This window comes from Sphingomonas sp. GW821-FHT03E12 (genome assembly GCF_059420685.1).
On the sequence record NZ_JBWKUF010000004.1, the window covers coordinates 113356 to 130515 of the forward strand.

25 protein-coding genes are annotated in these 17160 nt (G+C 66.5%); 21 read left to right on the forward strand and 4 right to left on the reverse strand.

Annotation, left to right across the window (positions count from 1 at the left end):
- The first annotated feature begins 55 nt into the window (after positions 1-55).
- Genes motA through AC07TU_RS13815 form a run of 13 tightly spaced genes read left to right on the forward strand, consistent with a single transcriptional unit; the run spans position 56 to position 9389 of the window.
- Positions 56-940 carry a flagellar motor stator protein MotA gene (motA, locus tag AC07TU_RS13755; RefSeq protein ID WP_495188487.1) on the forward strand — a complete coding sequence of 295 codons (885 nt, stop codon included), beginning with the start codon at positions 56-58 and terminating at the stop codon, positions 938-940.
- A complete protein-coding gene (locus AC07TU_RS13760) occupies positions 924-1259 on the forward strand; it encodes an STAS domain-containing protein (RefSeq protein ID WP_495188488.1) in 336 nt (111 codons plus the stop codon). Before motA ends, AC07TU_RS13760 begins: the two co-directional genes overlap by 17 nt.
- Positions 1256-1621 (forward strand): response regulator, encoded by a 366-nt coding sequence (locus AC07TU_RS13765; protein ID WP_495188489.1) that lies wholly within the window; start codon positions 1256-1258, stop codon positions 1619-1621. The genes AC07TU_RS13760 and AC07TU_RS13765 overlap by 4 nt, the downstream gene beginning before the upstream one ends.
- On the forward strand, positions 1612-3753 hold the full coding sequence (locus AC07TU_RS13770; protein ID WP_495188490.1) for a chemotaxis protein CheA: 2142 nt from the start codon (positions 1612-1614) through the stop codon (positions 3751-3753). Before AC07TU_RS13765 ends, AC07TU_RS13770 begins: the two co-directional genes overlap by 10 nt.
- On the forward strand, positions 3750-4244 hold the full coding sequence (locus tag AC07TU_RS13775; protein WP_495188491.1) for a chemotaxis protein CheW: 495 nt from the start codon (positions 3750-3752) through the stop codon (positions 4242-4244). Before AC07TU_RS13770 ends, AC07TU_RS13775 begins: the two co-directional genes overlap by 4 nt.
- A complete protein-coding gene (locus AC07TU_RS13780; protein ID WP_495188492.1) occupies positions 4241-5134 on the forward strand; it encodes a CheR family methyltransferase in 894 nt (297 codons plus the stop codon). The genes AC07TU_RS13775 and AC07TU_RS13780 overlap by 4 nt, the downstream gene beginning before the upstream one ends.
- The gene (locus AC07TU_RS13785) at positions 5131-6165 is read left to right on the forward strand and encodes a protein-glutamate methylesterase/protein-glutamine glutaminase (RefSeq protein WP_495188493.1); all 1035 of its coding nucleotides are present in this window, start codon (positions 5131-5133) and stop codon (positions 6163-6165) included. The genes AC07TU_RS13780 and AC07TU_RS13785 overlap by 4 nt, the downstream gene beginning before the upstream one ends.
- Positions 6166-6180: 15 nt before the next feature.
- Positions 6181-6570 (forward strand): response regulator, encoded by a 390-nt coding sequence (locus AC07TU_RS13790; RefSeq protein ID WP_495188494.1) that lies wholly within the window; start codon positions 6181-6183, stop codon positions 6568-6570.
- A gap of 4 nt (positions 6571-6574) precedes the next feature.
- A complete protein-coding gene (locus AC07TU_RS13795) occupies positions 6575-7105 on the forward strand; it encodes a chemotaxis protein CheD (protein ID WP_495188495.1) in 531 nt (176 codons plus the stop codon).
- 11 nt (positions 7106-7116) lie between these two features.
- Positions 7117-7422, forward strand: coding sequence for a hypothetical protein (locus tag AC07TU_RS13800; RefSeq protein ID WP_495188496.1), 306 nt, complete (start codon positions 7117-7119; stop codon positions 7420-7422).
- Between the two features lie 11 nt (positions 7423-7433).
- Positions 7434-8303, forward strand: a complete 870-nt coding sequence (locus tag AC07TU_RS13805; protein WP_495188497.1) for a flagellar motor protein MotB — start codon at positions 7434-7436, stop codon at positions 8301-8303.
- 15 nt (positions 8304-8318) lie between these two features.
- On the forward strand, positions 8319-8744 hold the full coding sequence (locus AC07TU_RS13810) for a hypothetical protein (protein ID WP_495188498.1): 426 nt from the start codon (positions 8319-8321) through the stop codon (positions 8742-8744).
- 18 nt (positions 8745-8762) lie between these two features.
- Positions 8763-9389 carry a PilZ domain-containing protein gene (locus AC07TU_RS13815; RefSeq protein ID WP_495188499.1) on the forward strand — a complete coding sequence of 209 codons (627 nt, stop codon included), beginning with the start codon at positions 8763-8765 and terminating at the stop codon, positions 9387-9389.
- Between the two features lie 56 nt (positions 9390-9445).
- Here the strand turns inward: AC07TU_RS13815 and fliP are convergent, their stop codons facing one another.
- The 3 genes from fliP to AC07TU_RS13830 are packed head-to-tail and all read right to left on the reverse strand — an operon-like array spanning position 9446 to position 10721.
- Positions 9446-10186, reverse strand: coding sequence for a flagellar type III secretion system pore protein FliP (fliP, locus tag AC07TU_RS13820; protein ID WP_495188500.1), 741 nt, complete (start codon positions 10184-10186; stop codon positions 9446-9448).
- Positions 10179-10481 (reverse strand): FliO/MopB family protein, encoded by a 303-nt coding sequence (locus AC07TU_RS13825; RefSeq protein WP_495188501.1) that lies wholly within the window; start codon positions 10479-10481, stop codon positions 10179-10181. Before AC07TU_RS13825 ends, fliP begins: the two co-directional genes overlap by 8 nt.
- A gap of 6 nt (positions 10482-10487) precedes the next feature.
- A complete protein-coding gene (locus tag AC07TU_RS13830; protein WP_495188502.1) occupies positions 10488-10721 on the reverse strand; it encodes a FliM/FliN family flagellar motor switch protein in 234 nt (77 codons plus the stop codon).
- Positions 10722-10835: 114 nt separating this feature from the next.
- Here AC07TU_RS13830 and flgC point away from each other — a divergent pair, with 114 nt between their 5' ends.
- From flgC to AC07TU_RS13870, 8 genes are read left to right on the forward strand one after another with little or no spacing between them, the layout of a single operon-like run.
- Positions 10836-11243 carry a flagellar basal body rod protein FlgC gene (gene flgC / locus AC07TU_RS13835; RefSeq protein WP_066578653.1) on the forward strand — a complete coding sequence of 136 codons (408 nt, stop codon included), beginning with the start codon at positions 10836-10838 and terminating at the stop codon, positions 11241-11243.
- Between the two features lie 12 nt (positions 11244-11255).
- Positions 11256-11582 carry a flagellar hook-basal body complex protein FliE gene (gene fliE, locus AC07TU_RS13840; protein WP_495188503.1) on the forward strand — a complete coding sequence of 109 codons (327 nt, stop codon included), beginning with the start codon at positions 11256-11258 and terminating at the stop codon, positions 11580-11582.
- Between the two features lie 22 nt (positions 11583-11604).
- Positions 11605-11868, forward strand: a complete 264-nt coding sequence (locus tag AC07TU_RS13845) for a flagellar biosynthetic protein FliQ (protein WP_075151398.1) — start codon at positions 11605-11607, stop codon at positions 11866-11868.
- 7 nt (positions 11869-11875) lie between these two features.
- Positions 11876-12631, forward strand: coding sequence for a flagellar biosynthetic protein FliR (gene fliR, locus AC07TU_RS13850; protein ID WP_495188504.1), 756 nt, complete (start codon positions 11876-11878; stop codon positions 12629-12631).
- Positions 12632-12634: 3 nt separating this feature from the next.
- On the forward strand, positions 12635-13711 hold the full coding sequence (gene flhB / locus AC07TU_RS13855) for a flagellar biosynthesis protein FlhB (protein WP_495188505.1): 1077 nt from the start codon (positions 12635-12637) through the stop codon (positions 13709-13711).
- 59 nt (positions 13712-13770) lie between these two features.
- Positions 13771-14895, forward strand: a complete 1125-nt coding sequence (locus tag AC07TU_RS13860) for a flagellar basal body P-ring protein FlgI (protein ID WP_495188506.1) — start codon at positions 13771-13773, stop codon at positions 14893-14895.
- A 1-nt stretch (position 14896) separates the two neighbouring features.
- Entirely contained in the window at positions 14897-15187 is a 291-nt protein-coding gene (locus tag AC07TU_RS13865; protein ID WP_495188507.1) for a rod-binding protein, read from the forward strand.
- Positions 15177-15599: a flagellar biosynthesis protein FlgN gene (locus AC07TU_RS13870; RefSeq protein WP_495188508.1), complete on the forward strand. Its 423-nt coding sequence runs from the start codon at positions 15177-15179 to the stop codon at positions 15597-15599. The genes AC07TU_RS13865 and AC07TU_RS13870 overlap by 11 nt, the downstream gene beginning before the upstream one ends.
- Positions 15600-15774: 175 nt before the next feature.
- Here AC07TU_RS13870 and AC07TU_RS13875 read toward each other — a convergent pair whose 3' ends face one another.
- The gene (locus tag AC07TU_RS13875; protein ID WP_495188509.1) at positions 15775-17136 is read right to left on the reverse strand and encodes a putative bifunctional diguanylate cyclase/phosphodiesterase; all 1362 of its coding nucleotides are present in this window, start codon (positions 17134-17136) and stop codon (positions 15775-15777) included.
- Positions 17137-17160: the final 24 nt, after the last annotated feature.

A 17160-nucleotide genomic window follows, 5' to 3' on the forward strand; every position in this document is an offset into this window, starting at 1 on the left:
GAGCGGCCTATAATCAGTCCATCGGCTTCGGCCACCATTCTCACCGGACTGATCCATGCTCAACGCAATCGGCCTCGTCATCATTCTGCTGTGCGTGTTCGGCAGCTTCCTGCTGTCGGGCGGCAACCTTGCCGTCATCATGCACGCGCTGCCGCACGAAATGCTCGCGATCGCCGGCGCTGCGGTCGGCGCCTTCATCCTCGGCAATTCGCTGGCCACGGTGAAGAAGGCGTGGAAGGGCACCGTGCGCGTGTTCAAGGGCGTGCGCTGGACCGAGGCCGATTTCCGCGACCTGCTGGCGCTGCTCTACACGCTGTTGTCGACCTTCCGGAAGGACGGCGCCAACGCGATCGAGAAGCATCTCGACCAGCCCGAAGAAAGCAGCATCTTCACCCGCTACCCCAAGCTGCTCAAGGACGAGGGGCTGATCGAGTTCATCTGCGATTACCTGCGGATGATGACGGTCAATTTCGAGGACCCTCACCAGATGGCCGAGGCCATGGAAGGCGATATCGAGCGCCACCATGCCGAGGAACTTCAGCCCCAGCATGCGATCCAGATCATGGCCGACGGCCTCCCCGCACTGGGTATCGTCGCGGCGGTTCTGGGCGTCATCAAGACGATGAGCTCGATCGACCAGCCGACCGAGGTGCTGGGTGCGATGATCGGCGGCGCGCTGGTCGGTACCTTCCTGGGCGTGTTGCTCGCCTACTGTCTGGTCGGCCCGATCGCGTCGAAGCTGCAGCAGATCATCGACGCCGACTTCAAGCCCTATCTGATCGTGAAGACCGCCATCGTCGGTCACGCTCAGGGGCAGCCGACCCAGGTGGCGATCGAACTGGCGCGCCGCATGACCCCGTCCGCCTACGCCCCCTCATTCGCGCAGCTCGAAGCCGCGCTCGACGATGTGAAGGAGCAGCTCAATGCAAAGCCTGCCTGATTCAGCCGAGCTGGATGCAGCCGTTCAGGATCGCGCCCTGATCCTGCCGCCTCATGGCACGACCGTGACTGCCGAGGACCTGCGCGTGCGCATGGTGCTGGCGAGCGATTTCGACGGCGCGATGGAGGTCGATGCCGGCGCGGTGGAAAGCGTCGGCCAGGCGGTCCTGCAACTGCTGCTCGCCGCCCGGGCGGAAGCGGAAGCGCAGGGCCAGTCCTTCGTCATCCGCAATCCCAGCCCCGCCTTTGTCGACCGCGTGACCGCCTGCGGGCTGGCGCCGGCCATCGGCCTTTCTGTGAAAGAGGACCATCTTTCGTGAGCAAACTGATCCTGACCGTCGATGATAGCGCGTCGATGCGGATGCTGCTGAAGGCATCGCTGACCGCGCAGGGCTTTCGCATCGAGAGTGCCGACGATGGTGCGCATGGGCTGGAGCGCATGCACGAGGTCAAGCCTGACCTGCTGATCACCGACATCAACATGCCCCGCATGGACGGGTTCGAGCTGATCGAGGCGGTGCGCGCGGTTCCCGAGTTCCGCGGGACGCCGATCCTGGTGCTGTCGACCGAATTCTCGGACGACAAGAAGACCCGCGCTCGCGAAGCGGGTGCCACCGGCTGGATCACCAAACCGTTCGAGGCGACCAAGCTGGGAGCGGCGATCCGCCGCGTGTGCCCGTGAGCGGCGGCGACGAGCTGGACGAGATCCAGGGAATCTTCTTCGAGGAATGCGCCGAGGGGCTCGCAACCGCCGAAGCAGGTCTGTCCGCCATGGCATCGGGCGACACGTCGGCTGACGTGATCGCGGGCGTGTTCCGTGCGGTCCATTCGATCAAGGGCGGCTCCGGCGCGTTCGGCCACGGCGCCTTGCAGGCTTTCTCGCACCGGTTCGAGAATGTGCTGGACGAGGTGCGGGCCGGGCATATCGCCGCCAGCGCCGACGTCACGCGCATCATGCTCAACGCCTTCGACATCCTTTCGGACCATGTCGCGGCGGCGCAGGGGACCCAGGATCTGCCCGACGACGCGGCGATGCTGGAACAGCTGGAGGCGGTACTGGCGAGCAAGGGTGTGCCCACGGCCGCTGCGGTTGCCGAACCTGCGCCTGTGCCCGTCGCGGAGGCCGATGATGATTTCGGTTTCACCCCGGTGATGGCGGTGGTCGAGGAGTTCGATCCGTTCGGTTTCGAGCCGGTGACGGTCGAGCTCGAGGATTTGAGCGCTCCCGAGCCGCAGGGCTGGACGGTGCGCTTCGGCCCGTCGCGTGCGGCGATGGCCAATGGCGGCGAACCGATGCTGGTGATCCGCGAGCTGGAAGAGATGGGCGGCACCGTCGCCCATGTCGACACCAGCCGTCTGCCGGGCCTGCGCGACCTCGATCCCGAGGACGGCTATCTGATCTGGACGGTCAGCCTGCCTGCGACGGTCGAGGAACAGGCGATCCGCGATTGCTTCGACTTCGTCGCGCCGGATTCGCTGATCGAGATCGGGCGGGATGAAGTTGCGGCGGCCGATCCGGTCGCGGTCGAGATGCTCGCAGCGCCGGCGGTCAGCGTCGAGCCGGAACGCCCGGCGTTGACGCTGGTGGCGGACAATGTCCCCGCTGCCGTTGCCGAAAAGCCCAAGGCCGAAGCGCCCGCGCAGAGCATCCGCGTCGATCTCGGCAAGCTCGATCAGCTGCTCAATCTGGTCGGCGAACTGGTCATTCGTGGGTCGATCCTCTCAGATCGCCTGTCGCCCGCCGATCAGGAGCGCGTCGAGCTGCCCGAACTGTCGCGCCTGACGCGGCAGATCCAGGACAATGTCATGTCGCTTCGCGCCCAGCCGATCCGCCAGGCCTTTTCCCGCGTCCCGCGCATGCTGCGCGATCTGATGGCAGAGACGGGCAAGCAGGTGACGCTCGTCACCACCGGCGAGATGACCGAGGTGGACAAGGGCGTGATCGAGAAGATCGGCGACCCGCTGACCCACATGATCCGCAACGCGGTCGATCATGGCATCGAGAGCGCCGAGGAGCGCATCGCCGCCGGCAAGCCCGCGGGCGGCACGATCCGCCTGTCGGCCGAGCAGAAGGGCGCGCGCATCGTCGTGCGCGTCGCCGATGACGGGCGCGGCATCAACCGCGAGCGGGTGCGGGCCAAGGCGATCGAGCGCGGGATCATCGCAGCGGATGCGCAGCTGTCCGACGAGGAGATTGACGGGCTGATCTGCGCGCCGGGGTTCTCGACGGCGGAGAGCATCTCGAACATCTCGGGCCGCGGGGTCGGCATGGATGTGGTGCGATCGAACGTCGAGGCGCTTGGCGGGCGGCTGGAGATCCACTCGGTGCCGGGGCAGGGGACGACCTTCACCATGGCGCTGCCGCTGACGCTGGCGATCCTCGACGGGATGATCGTGCGGCTGGGCAAGCAGCGGTTCGTGCTGCCGCTCGCCAATGTCGTCGAAACGGTTCAGCCGGCGCCGGGACAGGTGCGCGCGACCTCGCCGCATTCGGAGGTCATCGAGCTGCGTGGCAACTATCTGCCCGTGCGGCGGGTGGGCGACATGTTCGGCCTGCCCTGTGGCAGCGACCCCGAGGATTGCCTTGTGATCATCGTGGAGAGCGAGGTGGCCGGCCATGTCGGGCTGATGGTCGACACGATCGATAACCGGCGCGAGGTCGTCATCAAGAGCCTTGAGGACAATCTCCACCCGATCCGCGGGCTGGGCGGCGCCACCGTACTCGGCGACGGCTCGATCGCCCTCATCCTCGACATCGACGCGCTGGTCGTCCCGGCCGGCTCCAAATTCGCCCTGAAAGGAATGGCGGCATGAGCAAGACGCAGGAAACCGAAGGCAACGAACGCAAGATCGTCACCTTCACGCTGGGCAAGCAGATGTTCGGCATCGACATGCGTTCCCTGATCGAAATTCGCGAATGGGAAGAGCCGACGCCGCTGCCCGGCGTGCCGAGCTATCTCAAGGGCGTCACCAATCTGCGCGGCTCGGTCGTGCCGGTGGTGGGCCTTGCCGAACGGCTGGGCTGGACACCAAGCGTGCTCCATTCGCGGTCGTGCATCCTGGTCGTTGCGATCGGTGAGCGGCAGGCGGGTTTTCTGGTCGATGAGGTTGCCGACATCGTCGCGATCGACGGTGCCGACGTGCAGCCCGCGCCCGATGTCGAGGTAAGCGAGCAGAGCGCGATCGCGGGCCTGGTCCGCATCGAGCGCCGCACCGCGGATGCCGGTGAAGCCGAGACCATGGTGCTGCTGCTCGACCTCGATGCGCTGAGCCTCACCCGGCAGGTGATGGACCTCGCCGCGTGAACCAGGCCCTCGCCACCCATGGCGATGCGCGCGGGCCCGTGTCGCCGCTCACCGCATCGGCTGAGCTGACGACGGCCCAGTTCCGCGAGATCGCCGCGATCATGCAGCAGGACGCACGCATCCACCTGGTGGAGGCGAAGATGACCCTCGTCCATTCGCGCCTCAGCCGCCGGCTGCGCGAACACGGGCTGACGCGCTTCGCCGACTATCTCGCGCTGGTCCGTGGTGATGCGAAGGAGCGCGCGGCGATGGTGGTCGCGCTGACCACCAACCACACGCATTTCTTCCGCGAGAACCACCATTTCGACGATCTGCGCGATCGGGTGTTGCCCGGCCTGCAGGCGCGGGCGCGGGCGGGGCACAAGGTGCGCATCTGGTCGGCGGGCTGTTCGAGCGGCGAGGAAGTCTATTCGATCGCGATGATTCTGGCCGGGGAAAGCGGATCGAGCGCAGCCTGGCTGAAGCAAGGCGATGTGCGCCTGCTCGCCACCGATATCGCGCCGCATGTCGTTCAGGCGGTCAGCGATGCGCGCTATGCGTCAAGCACGGTCCAGCCGATCCCCGCCGCCTATCGCCGCCAGTGGCTGCGTCAGGACGGCACCGACAGCCATGTGGTGGCGGAGCCGCTGCGGTCGCTGGTGACGGCGCGCGTGCTGAACCTGTTCCAGCCCTGGCCGATGCGCCAGGCCTATGACGTCATCTTCTGCCGTAACGTCATGATCTATTTCGACGACAAGGCGAAAGCGGAGCTGGAGGCGCGCTTCGTCGAGATGCTCGCGCCCGGCGGCACGCTCTATATCGGCCATTCGGAACGTCTGATCGGTCCGGCCGCGGCGGCGATGACCCCCGCAGGCCAGACCATCTACGTCAAGAAGGGAGGCGCGCGATGAGCGAACTTGCTTCTGCCGCGCCGACGCGTGTCCTGATCGTCGACGACAGCCCGAGCATGCGCGCGATGCTGTCCCGGCTGCTTGCCAGCGATCCGTTGATTGAAGTGGTCGGCACGGCGCCCGAACCTCATGCCGCACGCGAGATGATCAAGACGCTGAACCCCGATGTGGTGACGCTGGACATCGAGATGCCGGGGATGGACGGGCTGTCCTTTCTCGAAAAGATCATGCGGCTGCGGCCGATGCCGGTCGTCATGTGCTCGACGCTGACCGCGCGCGGCGCCGAAGCGACGATCGAGGCGCTCCGTCTGGGCGCGGTCGACTGCATCGCCAAACCTTCGGGCAATGCGCAGGAGATGGCGCAGAACGGCGCGCTGCTGCGCAAGATGGTGAAGGCCGCCGCGCGGTCCTCGGTCCGCCGTGCGCCCGCGCCGCCTGCTCAGCTCGCTGCGGGGGGCAGGCTGCGCGACGTGGTCATCGCGATCGGCGCCTCCACCGGCGGCGTCGAGGCGTTGTTCGCGCTGGTCGCGGCGCTTCCGCCCGATTGCCCGCCGGTGCTGGTCGTCCAGCACATGCCCGCCGCCTTCACCAACGGCTTCGCCGTCCGCATGGACCGCGACAGCCGGGTCAAGGTGGTCGAGGCGGAGCACGGCATGCAGCTGCAACGCGGCACCGTCTACATCGCGCCGGGCGGGGAGCGGCACATGGAGCTTGTCGGCGGCAGCAGCGGCACCATCCGTCTGCTCCCGGGCGATCCGGTGACAGGGCATCGCCCGTCGGTCGACATGCTGTTCCGCTCGATCGCGCCTTTGGGGTCGCGCGGGGTGGGGGTGATCCTGACCGGCATGGGAAGCGACGGCGCCCTGGGGCTTCGCGCGATGCGCGATGCCGGTGCCCGCACGCTCGGCCAGAGCCGGGAGAGCTGCGTCGTCTACGGAATGCCGCGCGCCGCGATGGAAGCGGGCGGGGTGGAAGCGGAAGTTAGTTTGTCGGCCATGCCCGAGGCGATCCTCGGCCTGTGCCGGCTTTAATCTGGGGAATGGGTGATGCCGGCAGCGTCCGCAATCAAGGTAATGGTGGTCGATGACCAGACGAGCATGCGCGCGATGATCCGCCGCACGCTTCAGGATCTGGGATTCAAGGATATCCGGGACAAGGCGGGGCCGGTCGAGGCACTGGCCGCGATCAAGGCCGACCGCGTCCACCTCATCATCTCGGACTATAACATGCCCGACATGGACGGGCTCCAGTTCCTGGAAGCGGTCCGGTCCGACCCGGTGATCGGCAAGACGGTGTTCATCATGCTCACCGGCTCCGCCGACAAGGAGGTCGTGCAGAAGGCCGCGGCGCTGGGGGTCAACAACTATGTCGTGAAGCCCTTCGCGCCTGCCGCGCTCAAGGAGAAGATCGAGCGCGTCTTCGGCGAGCTGGTCTGACCCCATGCGCCGCCGGTCGATCGTTCAGGGCGAATATCATGTCGCGTCGGAATCGGGCTTCGTCATCGCGACGCTGCTTGGTTCCTGCGTCGCGGCCTGCCTGCGCGATCCGGTCGCGCGCGTGGGCGGCATGAACCATTTCCTGCTGGGCGAGCCGGGCGCGGACGTGTCCGTAGGCCCGGCGGACATGCAGCGGTACGGCGTCCACGCGATGGAGTTGCTTATCAACGCGATGATGCAGCGCGGCGCCCAGCGGTCGCGGTTGCGCGCACACCTCTATGGCGGCGCCAACATCGTGGCGGGCCTTGGCGGCATCGGCAGCGGCAATGCCGCCTTCGCCCGCAATTTCATGCAGACCGAAGGGATCGCCATCGACCGCAGCGAGATGGGGGGCGTCCAGGCGCGCAAGATCGAATTCATGCCGTTCGAGGGGCGGGTGCGATCGACGCTGGTGGCCGAAATGCCCCCCGTTCCGACCCGCCCGCGTAAGCCCGCTCCGGCCTTGGCCGTCGCCGGCGATGTCGAGCTTTTCTGATGGATACCGCAATGAAGACGATGGGCGTTATGTCGAGCGAGGTGAGCCGGCCCCATGCCGCGCTGTTTGCGGCCGTCGCGCAGGAAATGCGCGTGGCGCGCGGGCTGCTGGAGGAACTGGCGACGCTGCTTATCGCGGACGAACGGTTCGTCAGCGAATATCTGGACCAGCTCCAGGCCTTCGACCTGATCGTCCAGCATGTCGATGAGAATGCGACGTTGCTCGAGCGGATTGCACGCGGCCAGGCCCCGATCGAGGCGATCGACGGCGTCCGGCTGACGGCCATCCAGCAGCGGCTGCGCGCGGCGCTGAGCTGAAAGGGATAGCGATGGCGACGAACAATGGCGGCGACGCTCCGGCGATCATCATCCGCAAGGTCAGGAAAAGGCAGCACGCTGCCCCGCATGGTGGCGCGTGGAAGGTCGCCTATGCCGATTTCGTGACCGCGATGATGGCCTTCTTCATGCTGCTCTGGCTGCTGGCCAACCCCAACAAGGCGCAGCTCAAGGGGCTGGCGGACTATTTCTCGCCCGTCTCGTCCAAGGAATCGCCTGCGTCGACGCTGACTCAGCTGCCCGGCGCCCAGCCGGGCCTTGGCGGCCATGCGCGCCATGCGCAGGCGGCGGACCGGGAGCCGGTGGGCCAGCCGTCCGCCGAGGCCGGCGTCAAGGGCGCGGCGCGCGGCGGTACGGCCCAGGTCCCCGAAGCGGCGCTGCGCGTGCTGGCAGAAGAGATGCGCCTGTCGATCGAACCGCCGGTCACGGCTGCGGACGGCAAGCGAAGCGTCAATATCGAGCGGAGCCGCGAAGGCCTTCGCATCCATCTGGTCGATACGGCCAACCGGTCGATGTTCCGTGGCAGCACCGCGCAACTCAACGACTTTGCGCGCGAGATGCTGGCACGGGTCGCGCGCAGACTGGCGGGGACCAAGGCCCAGGTCGCGATCGAGGGGCATACCGACAGCACCGGCGGGCAGAGCGACGCCAACTGGCTGCTCTCGGCTCAGCGTGCGCTCGCCGCACGATCCGCGATGGTCGCGGCGGGCCTCACGCCCGACCGCTTCGGCGAAGTCGTCGCCAAGGCCGGGACCGAGCCGGTCTATCCCGACCGCCCGGACTTGCCGGAAAACCGCCGCATCACGCTTGTCGTGCTGGCCGAGCCTTCGGCGCTGCCGCGCGACGCCAGCTTCAAATTCTGATCGGGGGCAGGAAGAATGAAACGACTTCTGGGTGTGGTGCTGGCCCTGATCCTGGGCGTCGGCGTGGGGGGCGGCAGCGCCTGGGGCGTCGGGATGCTCCGGCAGAATGGAGGCGCTTCGGGCGCGGTCAGGACCGAATTCGTCGAAACGGGCGCGATGATGGCTCCGCTCGTTTTCCCCGACGGCCGCCTGTCGGGCTATGTGTCGTTCCAGGTGCAGCTCGAAGTGCCGCAGGGGGAGGGCGACGCAGTGAAAGCGAAGTTGCCGCTTCTGCTGAATGCGGTCAATTTGCGCACCTACCGTACGCCGATGGCGAGCGGGCGCGATGGCCTGATTCCCGGGCTGGATGCGTTCCGGCGTGTTGTCATGGATGCGGCGCGGGAGACCTATGGCGCGGGGTTCGTGCGCCGCGCGGTCGTCACCCAGGCTTCACCGGCCTGAGAGGAGGAGGCTTTGTCCTTGGTACAACGCAAGCGCATACGGACTGGCACCGGAATCGACGCGCGGAAAGCTTCCCCGCGTGAGGCGCGTGTCACCACCATCTTCCTGATCGGCAAGCTGGTGAGCGGGCATGGCGAGACGCTGTGCCGCATCCGCAACCTCTCAAGCGGAGGGCTGATGGCGGAAACCCATGTCCCGCTGACCGTGGGCGATGGGGTTCAGATCGAGCTGAAGGCGGGCGACCGGTTGCCCGGATCGGTTCGCTGGACGCATGCGGGGCGGATCGGCGTCGCCTTCGATGCACCGGTCGAAGTCGGCGCGCTGCTCGCCCGGGCGGCCATACGTACCGTTGAGCAGAAGCTGGTCCGCGCGCCGCGCTTCGCCGTGAATTGCGCCGTCGAAGTGGGGATCGACGGCCGCCGCCGGGCCGGGCGGCTGGTCAATATTTCGCAGGGCGGCGCACGGCTGGAAGCGGATTTCGAGCCTGAAAGGGGACAACTGCTGGCGTTCGCCATTCCCGGCCTGCCCGAGCGGCAGGCAAGCGTGCGATGGATAGGCGACGGCGCGCTTGGCCTGGGCTTTGCCGAAGCACTCTCGTTCGAGGAGCTTGGCGTCTGGCTCGCGGAGCGATGCCGTGAGGCATGAAAAAGGCCCGGCGGATTGCACCACCGGGCCCCTTGCAGGTGATCGGGAGGCTACCGCTATCCCGGCGCGCCGAAGCTCTTGACCAGCGATCCGGCGATCAGCGCCCATCCGTCGACGAGCACGAAGAAGATGATCTTCATCGGCAGGGATATGGTCGCGGGCGGGAGCATCATCATGCCCATCGCCATCAATACCGCCGCTACCGCCAGGTCGATGACTAGGAAGGGGAGCAGCAGCAGGAAGCCGATCTCGAACGCGCGCCGCAGTTCGGAGATCATGAAGGCCGGCATCAGCGTCGTCATCGGCAGCTCTGCGCGATTGGGTGCGGGCTTGCCGGAAAGCTGGACGAACAGCCCGACATCCTCGTCGCGCACATGTTTCAGCATGAAGCTGTGGAAGGGCTTGCTCGCGCGTTCCAGCGCCTGCGTCTCGGTGATCTTTCCTTCGTTGTAAGGCACCATCGCCCCCTTCCACGCGGCGTCGAAGGTCGGCGCCATGACGAAGAAGGAAAGGAACAGCGCCAGGCTGATCACCACCGGATTGGGCGGCACGCCCGGCACGCCGAGCCCCGAGCGCAGCAGCGACAGTGCGACGACGATCCGGGTGAACGAGGTGATGGTCATCAGGATGCCGGGTGCGAGGCTCAGCACCGTCAGCATCAGGACAAGCTGGATCGCCCGGCCCGATGTCGATCCGTCGCCACCGCCCGGCAGCACGCTCTGGGCCAGTGCCGGTTCGGGAAGCAGCAGCATCAGCGCGGCGGCGATCCCGCCGCCGATCAGCATCGCCTTACGCATTGATCTTGCTCCCCTTGGGCGCATTGGCGGCGTCGAGGATCAGCAGGCCCTCCGGCGCGATGAGCAGCATATGCTCGCGCCCGTCCTTGCGGATCAGCGCGACCGACCGGCGCGGGTCCAGCGCCAGCCGTTCGACCAGCTCCAAGCGCCGCGGCTTGTCCGCGGCAGCAAAGCCGGACAGCCATTTCTGGGGCAGGCGGAGCTCGTAGCGGCGCACGACCCAGAGGGCGCCAGCGAGCAGGCCGAGCACCACGCCCAGCGCGCCGAACATGCGCAGCAGTGACAGGATGTCCATGGCGGATCAGTTCGGGCGCTGGATGACGCGGGTGATCTCCAGCGACATATATTCGCCGTCGACCAGGATCTTGCCCTCGGCCACCAGCTCGTTGTTCACATAGACGCGGGTGGGATCGTTATGGCCGCTGTCGAGCGGGATCATCGCGCCGCGGCTCATCTTCAACACCTGACGGATCGGCAGGTCGGTGGAACCGAGGACGATCGACAGATCAATGGGAATACCTTCAAGGACCGACATCATGGGTCTCCTTTCAGGTTCGTTATAGGAATTAATTTATAGGAACCGGCCGGGGCCCGGCAAAATTTGCCTATAAGAGACCTGTCTGCCTCACGCAGTCAGGAGCATGAACGAATGGACCTCGATTCATCCATCGGCGTGTCGGCTTCCGGCCTTCGCGCCCAGTCGTTGCGGATGCGGGTGATCGCCGAAAATCTGGCGAACTCGGATTCCGTCGCGACCCGGCCAGGGGGCGACCCCTATCGCCGGCGCGTCGCCACCTTCAAGAGCGAGGTGGACCGCGCCACGGGTGCCACGCGCGTTTCGGTCAGATCGATCGAAGGCGACAAGAGCCAGTTCCAGCGTGTGTACGAGCCGGGCAACCCGGCCGCCGACGCGACCGGCTATGTCCAGCGCCCAAACGTCAACAGCCTCATCGAAACCGCCGACATGAAGGCGGCGCAGCGCAGCTACGAGGCCAATCTCAACGCCATCGAATCCGCGCGTGGCATGACCATGCGAACGATCGACCTGCTCAAGTAAAAGGAAACCATCATGGCAATCGGAACCCTCGACGCGGCGGCCGCCTATGGCCGCTCGCTCAAGACTCTTGCGCCTGTCGCGCGCGAAACCGTCGTCGCGACCGCTCCCGGTGAAGGTGCCGGCGGCAGCTTCGGATCGATGGTCCAGAATCTGGTGAGCGACGCCGCCGGATCGCTGCGTGCGGCCGAAGCCGAAAGCGCCAAGCAGGTGGCGGGGAAGGGCGACATGATCGATGTCGTCACCGCGATCGGCTCGGCCGAAATGGCGCTCGACACGGTCGTCGCGGTCCGTGACCGCGTGGTCAACGCCTATTCCGAAATCATGCGGATGCAGATCTAGTCCGGAAAGGGGGGCGCACGCCATGAACGCCGTCGATGCCATTGAAATCGCGCGTGCTGCGCTGATGCTGGTGCTGACCATTGCCGGGCCGATGCTGATCGCGGCCCTGATCGTCGGTGTCGTCATCGGCCTGTTGCAGGCGTTGACGCAGGTCCAGGAAATGACGCTGACCTTCGTGCCCAAGATCGTGGTGCTGGGGGTGGTGCTGTTGCTCAGCCTGCCGATGATCGGCCATTCGATGACGGTGTTCATGGATCGCATCAGCGACGCCATCGTGCACGGTTGACGGCGGCATGGCTTCGCTCCCCATCGATGCGGCGACCTTCCTGATCCTGTTCGCGCGGGTGGGGGCGGTGCTGATGCTGCTCCCCGCCTTTTCGGAGGATTCGGTGCCGGTGCAGACCCGGCTGCTGATCGCGGTCGGCTTCTCGATCGGCCTGTACGGGCTGCTCAGCCCGAAGATCGCGCCGCTCGCGGTGTCGCAGGCGGCGTTGCCGATGATCGTGATCGCCGAAATGCTGGTCGGCATCGCCATGGGCATGATCGTGAAGATGCTGTTCAGCGCTGCAGCGATGGCCGGCGCCATCGCTAGCATGCAGATCGGGCTCGCCTCGGCGCTGGTGATGGACCCTGCGCAGGGCGGCCAGGCGCCGTTGCTCACACGTCTGATCGGGATCGCGGCGCTGATCGTCTGCATGGCGGCCGGTGTCCACCATCTCTGGATCGCCTCCATCGCACATAGCTACACGCTGTTCCCGGTCGGCGGGCTTCCGCCGGCGCAGGATTTCGCGATGCTCGCGGTGCGCGTGCTCGGGCAGGCGACCGCACTGGGCGTCAGCCTTGCCGCGCCGTTCCTGATCTATGGTGCGATCTTCAATCTCGGCCTCGGCCTCGCCGCGCGCGTTGCGCCCGCGATCCAGGTCTTCTTCATCACTCAGCCGCTCAACCTGATGCTGGGCCTGTCGCTGCTCGCGATCGTGCTTGGCACGATGCTGACCGGGTTCGCCACCGCGATGGGCGATTTCATGCAGAATGGCTGGAGCTTCTGACCCATGGCCGAGGCTGACAAGGACCAGCGTACACACGCCCCGACCCAGAAGCGGCTGGAGGACGCCCGCAAGAAGGGCGAAGTCGCGCTCGCGCCGGAGATGCGCCACGCGACGATGATGATCGGCGCGGTCGTCGTCATCGGCTGGACCGGCCTGTCGGCACTGTCGGGCATCGGCAATCTGGTCACGCGCCTGTGGGGTAGCGCCGAAGACTTTCACCTCGACAGCCATGGCGCACGGGATTTGACCGCCGGGCTGTTGGGCGATGTCGCGCTCAGCCTCGCGCCGGTCATGGGCGTGCTGCTCGCCTGTGCCGTGGCGACGCTGTTCCTGCAGGGCAGGGCAACGCTCAGCTGGTCTCGCGTCGCACCCAAATGGTCGAAGCTCAATCCGGCATCCGGACTGAAGCGGCTGTTCGGCACGCGCGCGCTGGTCGAGTTCGCCAAGACGCTTGCCAAGGTCGTCGCCATCACCGTGGTGGTCTATCTCGTGCTGCGTCCGCGCTTCGGCGGGCTCGACCAGCTCGTCGGCTATGCCCCGGGCGCGGTCGGCACGGCCGCCGGCCGCATGGCGTTCGAGGCGATCCGCGCGGTCACCTTGCTGGTGGCGCTGCTGGCGATCGCCGATTTCATCTATCAGAACCGAGCCTTCATCAAGCGCATGCGCATGACCTTCCAGGAGCTGAAGGACGAACACAAGCAGAGCGAGGGCGATCCCAAGATCAAGGGCAAGATCCGCCAGATCCAGATGCAGCGGGCCCGCAAGCGCATGATGGCCGCGGTTCCGGAAGCGAGCGTCATCATCACCAACCCGACCCATTATGCCGTTGCGTTGAAATACGACCATGGCGCGATGGCCGCGCCGGTGGTGGTGGCGAAGGGCGTCGACGCCGTCGCGCTGCGCATACGCGAAGTGGCGAAGGGCGCCGATGTGCCCATCGTCGAGGCGCCGCCGCTCGCCCGCGCACTCTATGCCGCGGTGGAAATCGACCGCCCCATTCCCATCGAACACTATGCCGCGGTCGCCGAGATCATCGGCTACGTAATGCGGCTTGCCCGGCAGACGCGCCAGTCCGCCTAGCGCGATTTGCCCGCCTCCATGACCCCGCTTTCCTTCTCCTCCATCCTATAAGGATTAAGATGAAGACCTTCACGAGATCGCCGATCCTGACGCTGGCCGCGTTGCTGGCGGCGCTGGCGCCGGTCCCGGCGCTGGCGCGTCCCGGCCCGCGCATCAAGGACATTGTCGATGTCCAGAATGTGCGACCCAACCAACTGGTCGGCTATGGCCTGGTGGTCGGCCTGCAAGGGACCGGCGACCGCATCCGCAACATCCCCTTCACCGAGGAAACGCTGCAGGCGATGCTGGAGCGCATGGGGGTCAACGTCCGCGGCGCGCAGATGCTGACCCAGAATGTCGCCGCCGTGTCGGTGACGGCGACCATGCCGCCCTTTGCCCGCGCCGGATCGACCATCGACGTCCAGGTGTCCGCGCTGGGCGACGCCACCAGCCTTCAGGGCGGCACGCTGCTCGTCTCCTCGCTTCGCGCGCTCGACGGCGAGATCTATGCCGTGGCGCAGGGCCCTGTCGCCGTGTCGGGCTTCAAGGCGCAGGGCGCCGCCGCGCGCCTCAGCCGTGGCGTCACCACTACCGCCCGGATCGCCGGCGGCGCGATCATCGAGCGCGAGGTGCCGTTCGTGCTCAAGTCCGCGACCAGCCTGAAGCTGGCGCTGAAGAACCCCGATTTCACCACTGCGGACCGGATCGCCGGTACGATCAATCGCCAGATCCCGGGCGCCGCGGAGGTGCTCGATCCCGCGACTGTTGAGGTTCGTGCGCCGACCTCGTTCGCGGGATCGGTGATCGACCTCGTCACCCGCATCGAGAATATGCCGGTGGAGGTCGACCAGCCCGCCCGGATCGTCATCAACGAAGCCGCCGGCACGGTCGTCATGGGCGCCGATGTCCGCATCAGCCCCGTCGCGATCGCCCAGGGCGGCCTCACGATCAGCGTCACGGAAACCCCGGTGGCGTCGCAGCCCGGCCCCTTCTCGCGATCGGGCGAGACGGTCACGCTCCCGCGTACCCAGATCACCGCGAATGACGGCAATGGCGCATCGCTGGCGGTGCTGAACGGCGGGGCATCGCTCCAGTCGCTGGTCGCCGGCCTGAACGCGCTGGGGGTAAGCCCGCGCGATCTCATCACCATCCTGCAGGCCTTGAAGAGCGCGGGCGCGCTGCAGGCCGAAATCGCGGTGCAGTAAGATGCCGGACCCGATCACTCCCGCCGCGCCGGCGATGCCGCGCACCAACAGCAATGCCGCCAGGGTCGCCCGCGATTTCGAAGGCGTCTTTGCCGGGCAGGTCGCCAAGATCATGATGGAATCGGTCGAAATGGACGGCGATTTCAACGGCGGCGCGGGGGAAGAGATGTTTCGCGGCATCCTGGCCGAGCAGATCGGCAGCCGGATCGCACAGGGCCGCGGCCTCGGCATCGCGTCGGCCGTGGAGGCCCAGATTATCCGGCTTCAGGGAGGACAAGTCGATGCCCAGTGAGATGATCGACATCATGACCTCCCTGACGCTGCTGATGAACGAAGAGGCCGAGCGCCTGCGCGGCAGGGAGCGCGCGCTGGATCTGGCCGAACTGGCGGCGGCGAAGGCCCGGCTGGTCGCCCGGCTCGAGGAGATCCTCGCCCGCCGCAACCGGCACCAGCCGCAATGGACGGAGGAAATGGACGAAGAGACGCGCGAGCGCTTGACCGCGTGCCTTGCCGAACTGCGCAGCGCGTCGGCCGCTAACGCCAGCATCCTCGAGCGTCAGATCGACCTGTCGATGGAGATGATGACGGCGATCGCCAACGAAGCGCGCCGGCTGGCCGGCAATCGCGCCTATACCTATGGGGCGAGCGGCGATCTGGCCAAGATGGAGCTGGCGACGCCCATTTCGTTCAACACCCAATATTGATCGCGCGGGGCGGCATTCCCTCCAGCAATCGAAAGGGCGCGGTTTCTGCCGCGCCCTTCTTCATGTCCGCAGGCCGGAATTCACGGCGCCGGATCGGCCGGTAAGTGGGCGCGTTTACGGTCACCGGCGCAACGGGACCCTGTACCGGAAGCCGGACGACCGGTCCGGGGCGTCGTCAGGCCGGTTGCGAACGCTCCGGGAAGGGCTCGCCCAACAGCAGCGATTCCCGGGCCGCCAGCCCAAGCGCAATGTCCTGCGTCAAGGCGGCGGGCGCCGGGCGGCCGAACAGATAGCCCTGGCCATAGGCGCAATCGAGCTCGCGGAGGAAGCTGGCCTGCTCCTGGGTGCCGATGCCTTCGGCGGTCACGGGCATGGACAGGCTCCGGCCAAGATCGACCACCGCCTTGACCAGCTTGCGGCCCGCCTCGCGATCCAGCGATTGGATCAGCGTCCGGTCGATCTTGAGGTGATCGATCTCCAGATTGCAGAGGCGGCTGAGGCTGGCATAGCCCGTGCCGAAATCGTCCAGTGCGACCCTGATCCCGGTGTTGCGCAGCGACCGGATCGTCTCGCGCGCGCTTGCCAGATTGTGGATCAGCGCGCTTTCGGTGATCTCCACGATCAGCCGCCCGGGCGCCAGTCCCGAAGCGAACAGGATCTTGAGCAGCGTGACGGCATTTTCGGGATCGCACAGCTGGGACGGCGACATGTTGATCGAAACCGTGAAATGCGGCGGCCAGTCGCGTGCGTCGCGGCACGCCTGGCGGGTCAGGATGAACAGCAGCTCGCGATCCAGCCCCATCTCGTCCGCGATCGGGAGGAAGCGGTCGGGGCTGATCAGCCCCTGCCTTGGATGATGCCATCGCGCCAGCGCCTCGAACCCGGTGGGCGCGCTGCTGCCAAGCGTCACGATCGGCTGATAATAGGGAAGAAGTTCCCCTCGCATCATGCTGGAACGAAGGTCGTTTTCCAGCTCGGCGCGATTGCCGATATCGATGAACATATCCGGATGGAACCGGCGGACGCTGTCGCCGCCCGATTCCCGCGCGTGCGACAATGCGATCGATGCAGCGTGCAGCAGATTGTCGGCGGATGGCGCATTCGCGTCCTCGATCACCAGGCCGATCGACGCGGTAAGATAGATGACGTGCTGGCCGATATGGATCGGCTCGCTGATGATCTGCTGCAATCGCCCGGCAAAGGCGATGGCGGCATCATCCTCTGCAGAGAAGGGGAGAAGGCACGCAAATTCATCGGCGGCCAGATGGGCCGCGAACGCTCCGTCCAGCCGGGCCAGCCGTTCGTGCAACACGATATCCAGCACGGCATCTCCCTTGGCCGGGCCGCACAGGTCGTTGACCAGTGTGAACCGGTCCAGATTGATGAGCATCAATGCCAGCCGGTCTGTCGGCCGCATCATGCCGCGGACATCGGAAACGGCCCGCTGCAGTCGCCGGCGCGGCGAAACGCCGGTGAGGCTGCTTCCGACCAGTGCGGCAGAAGAATGCGGCCTGCGTCCCGAGGCAGATTCAATCATGCTAGAAGTGGACTGGAAATGGGC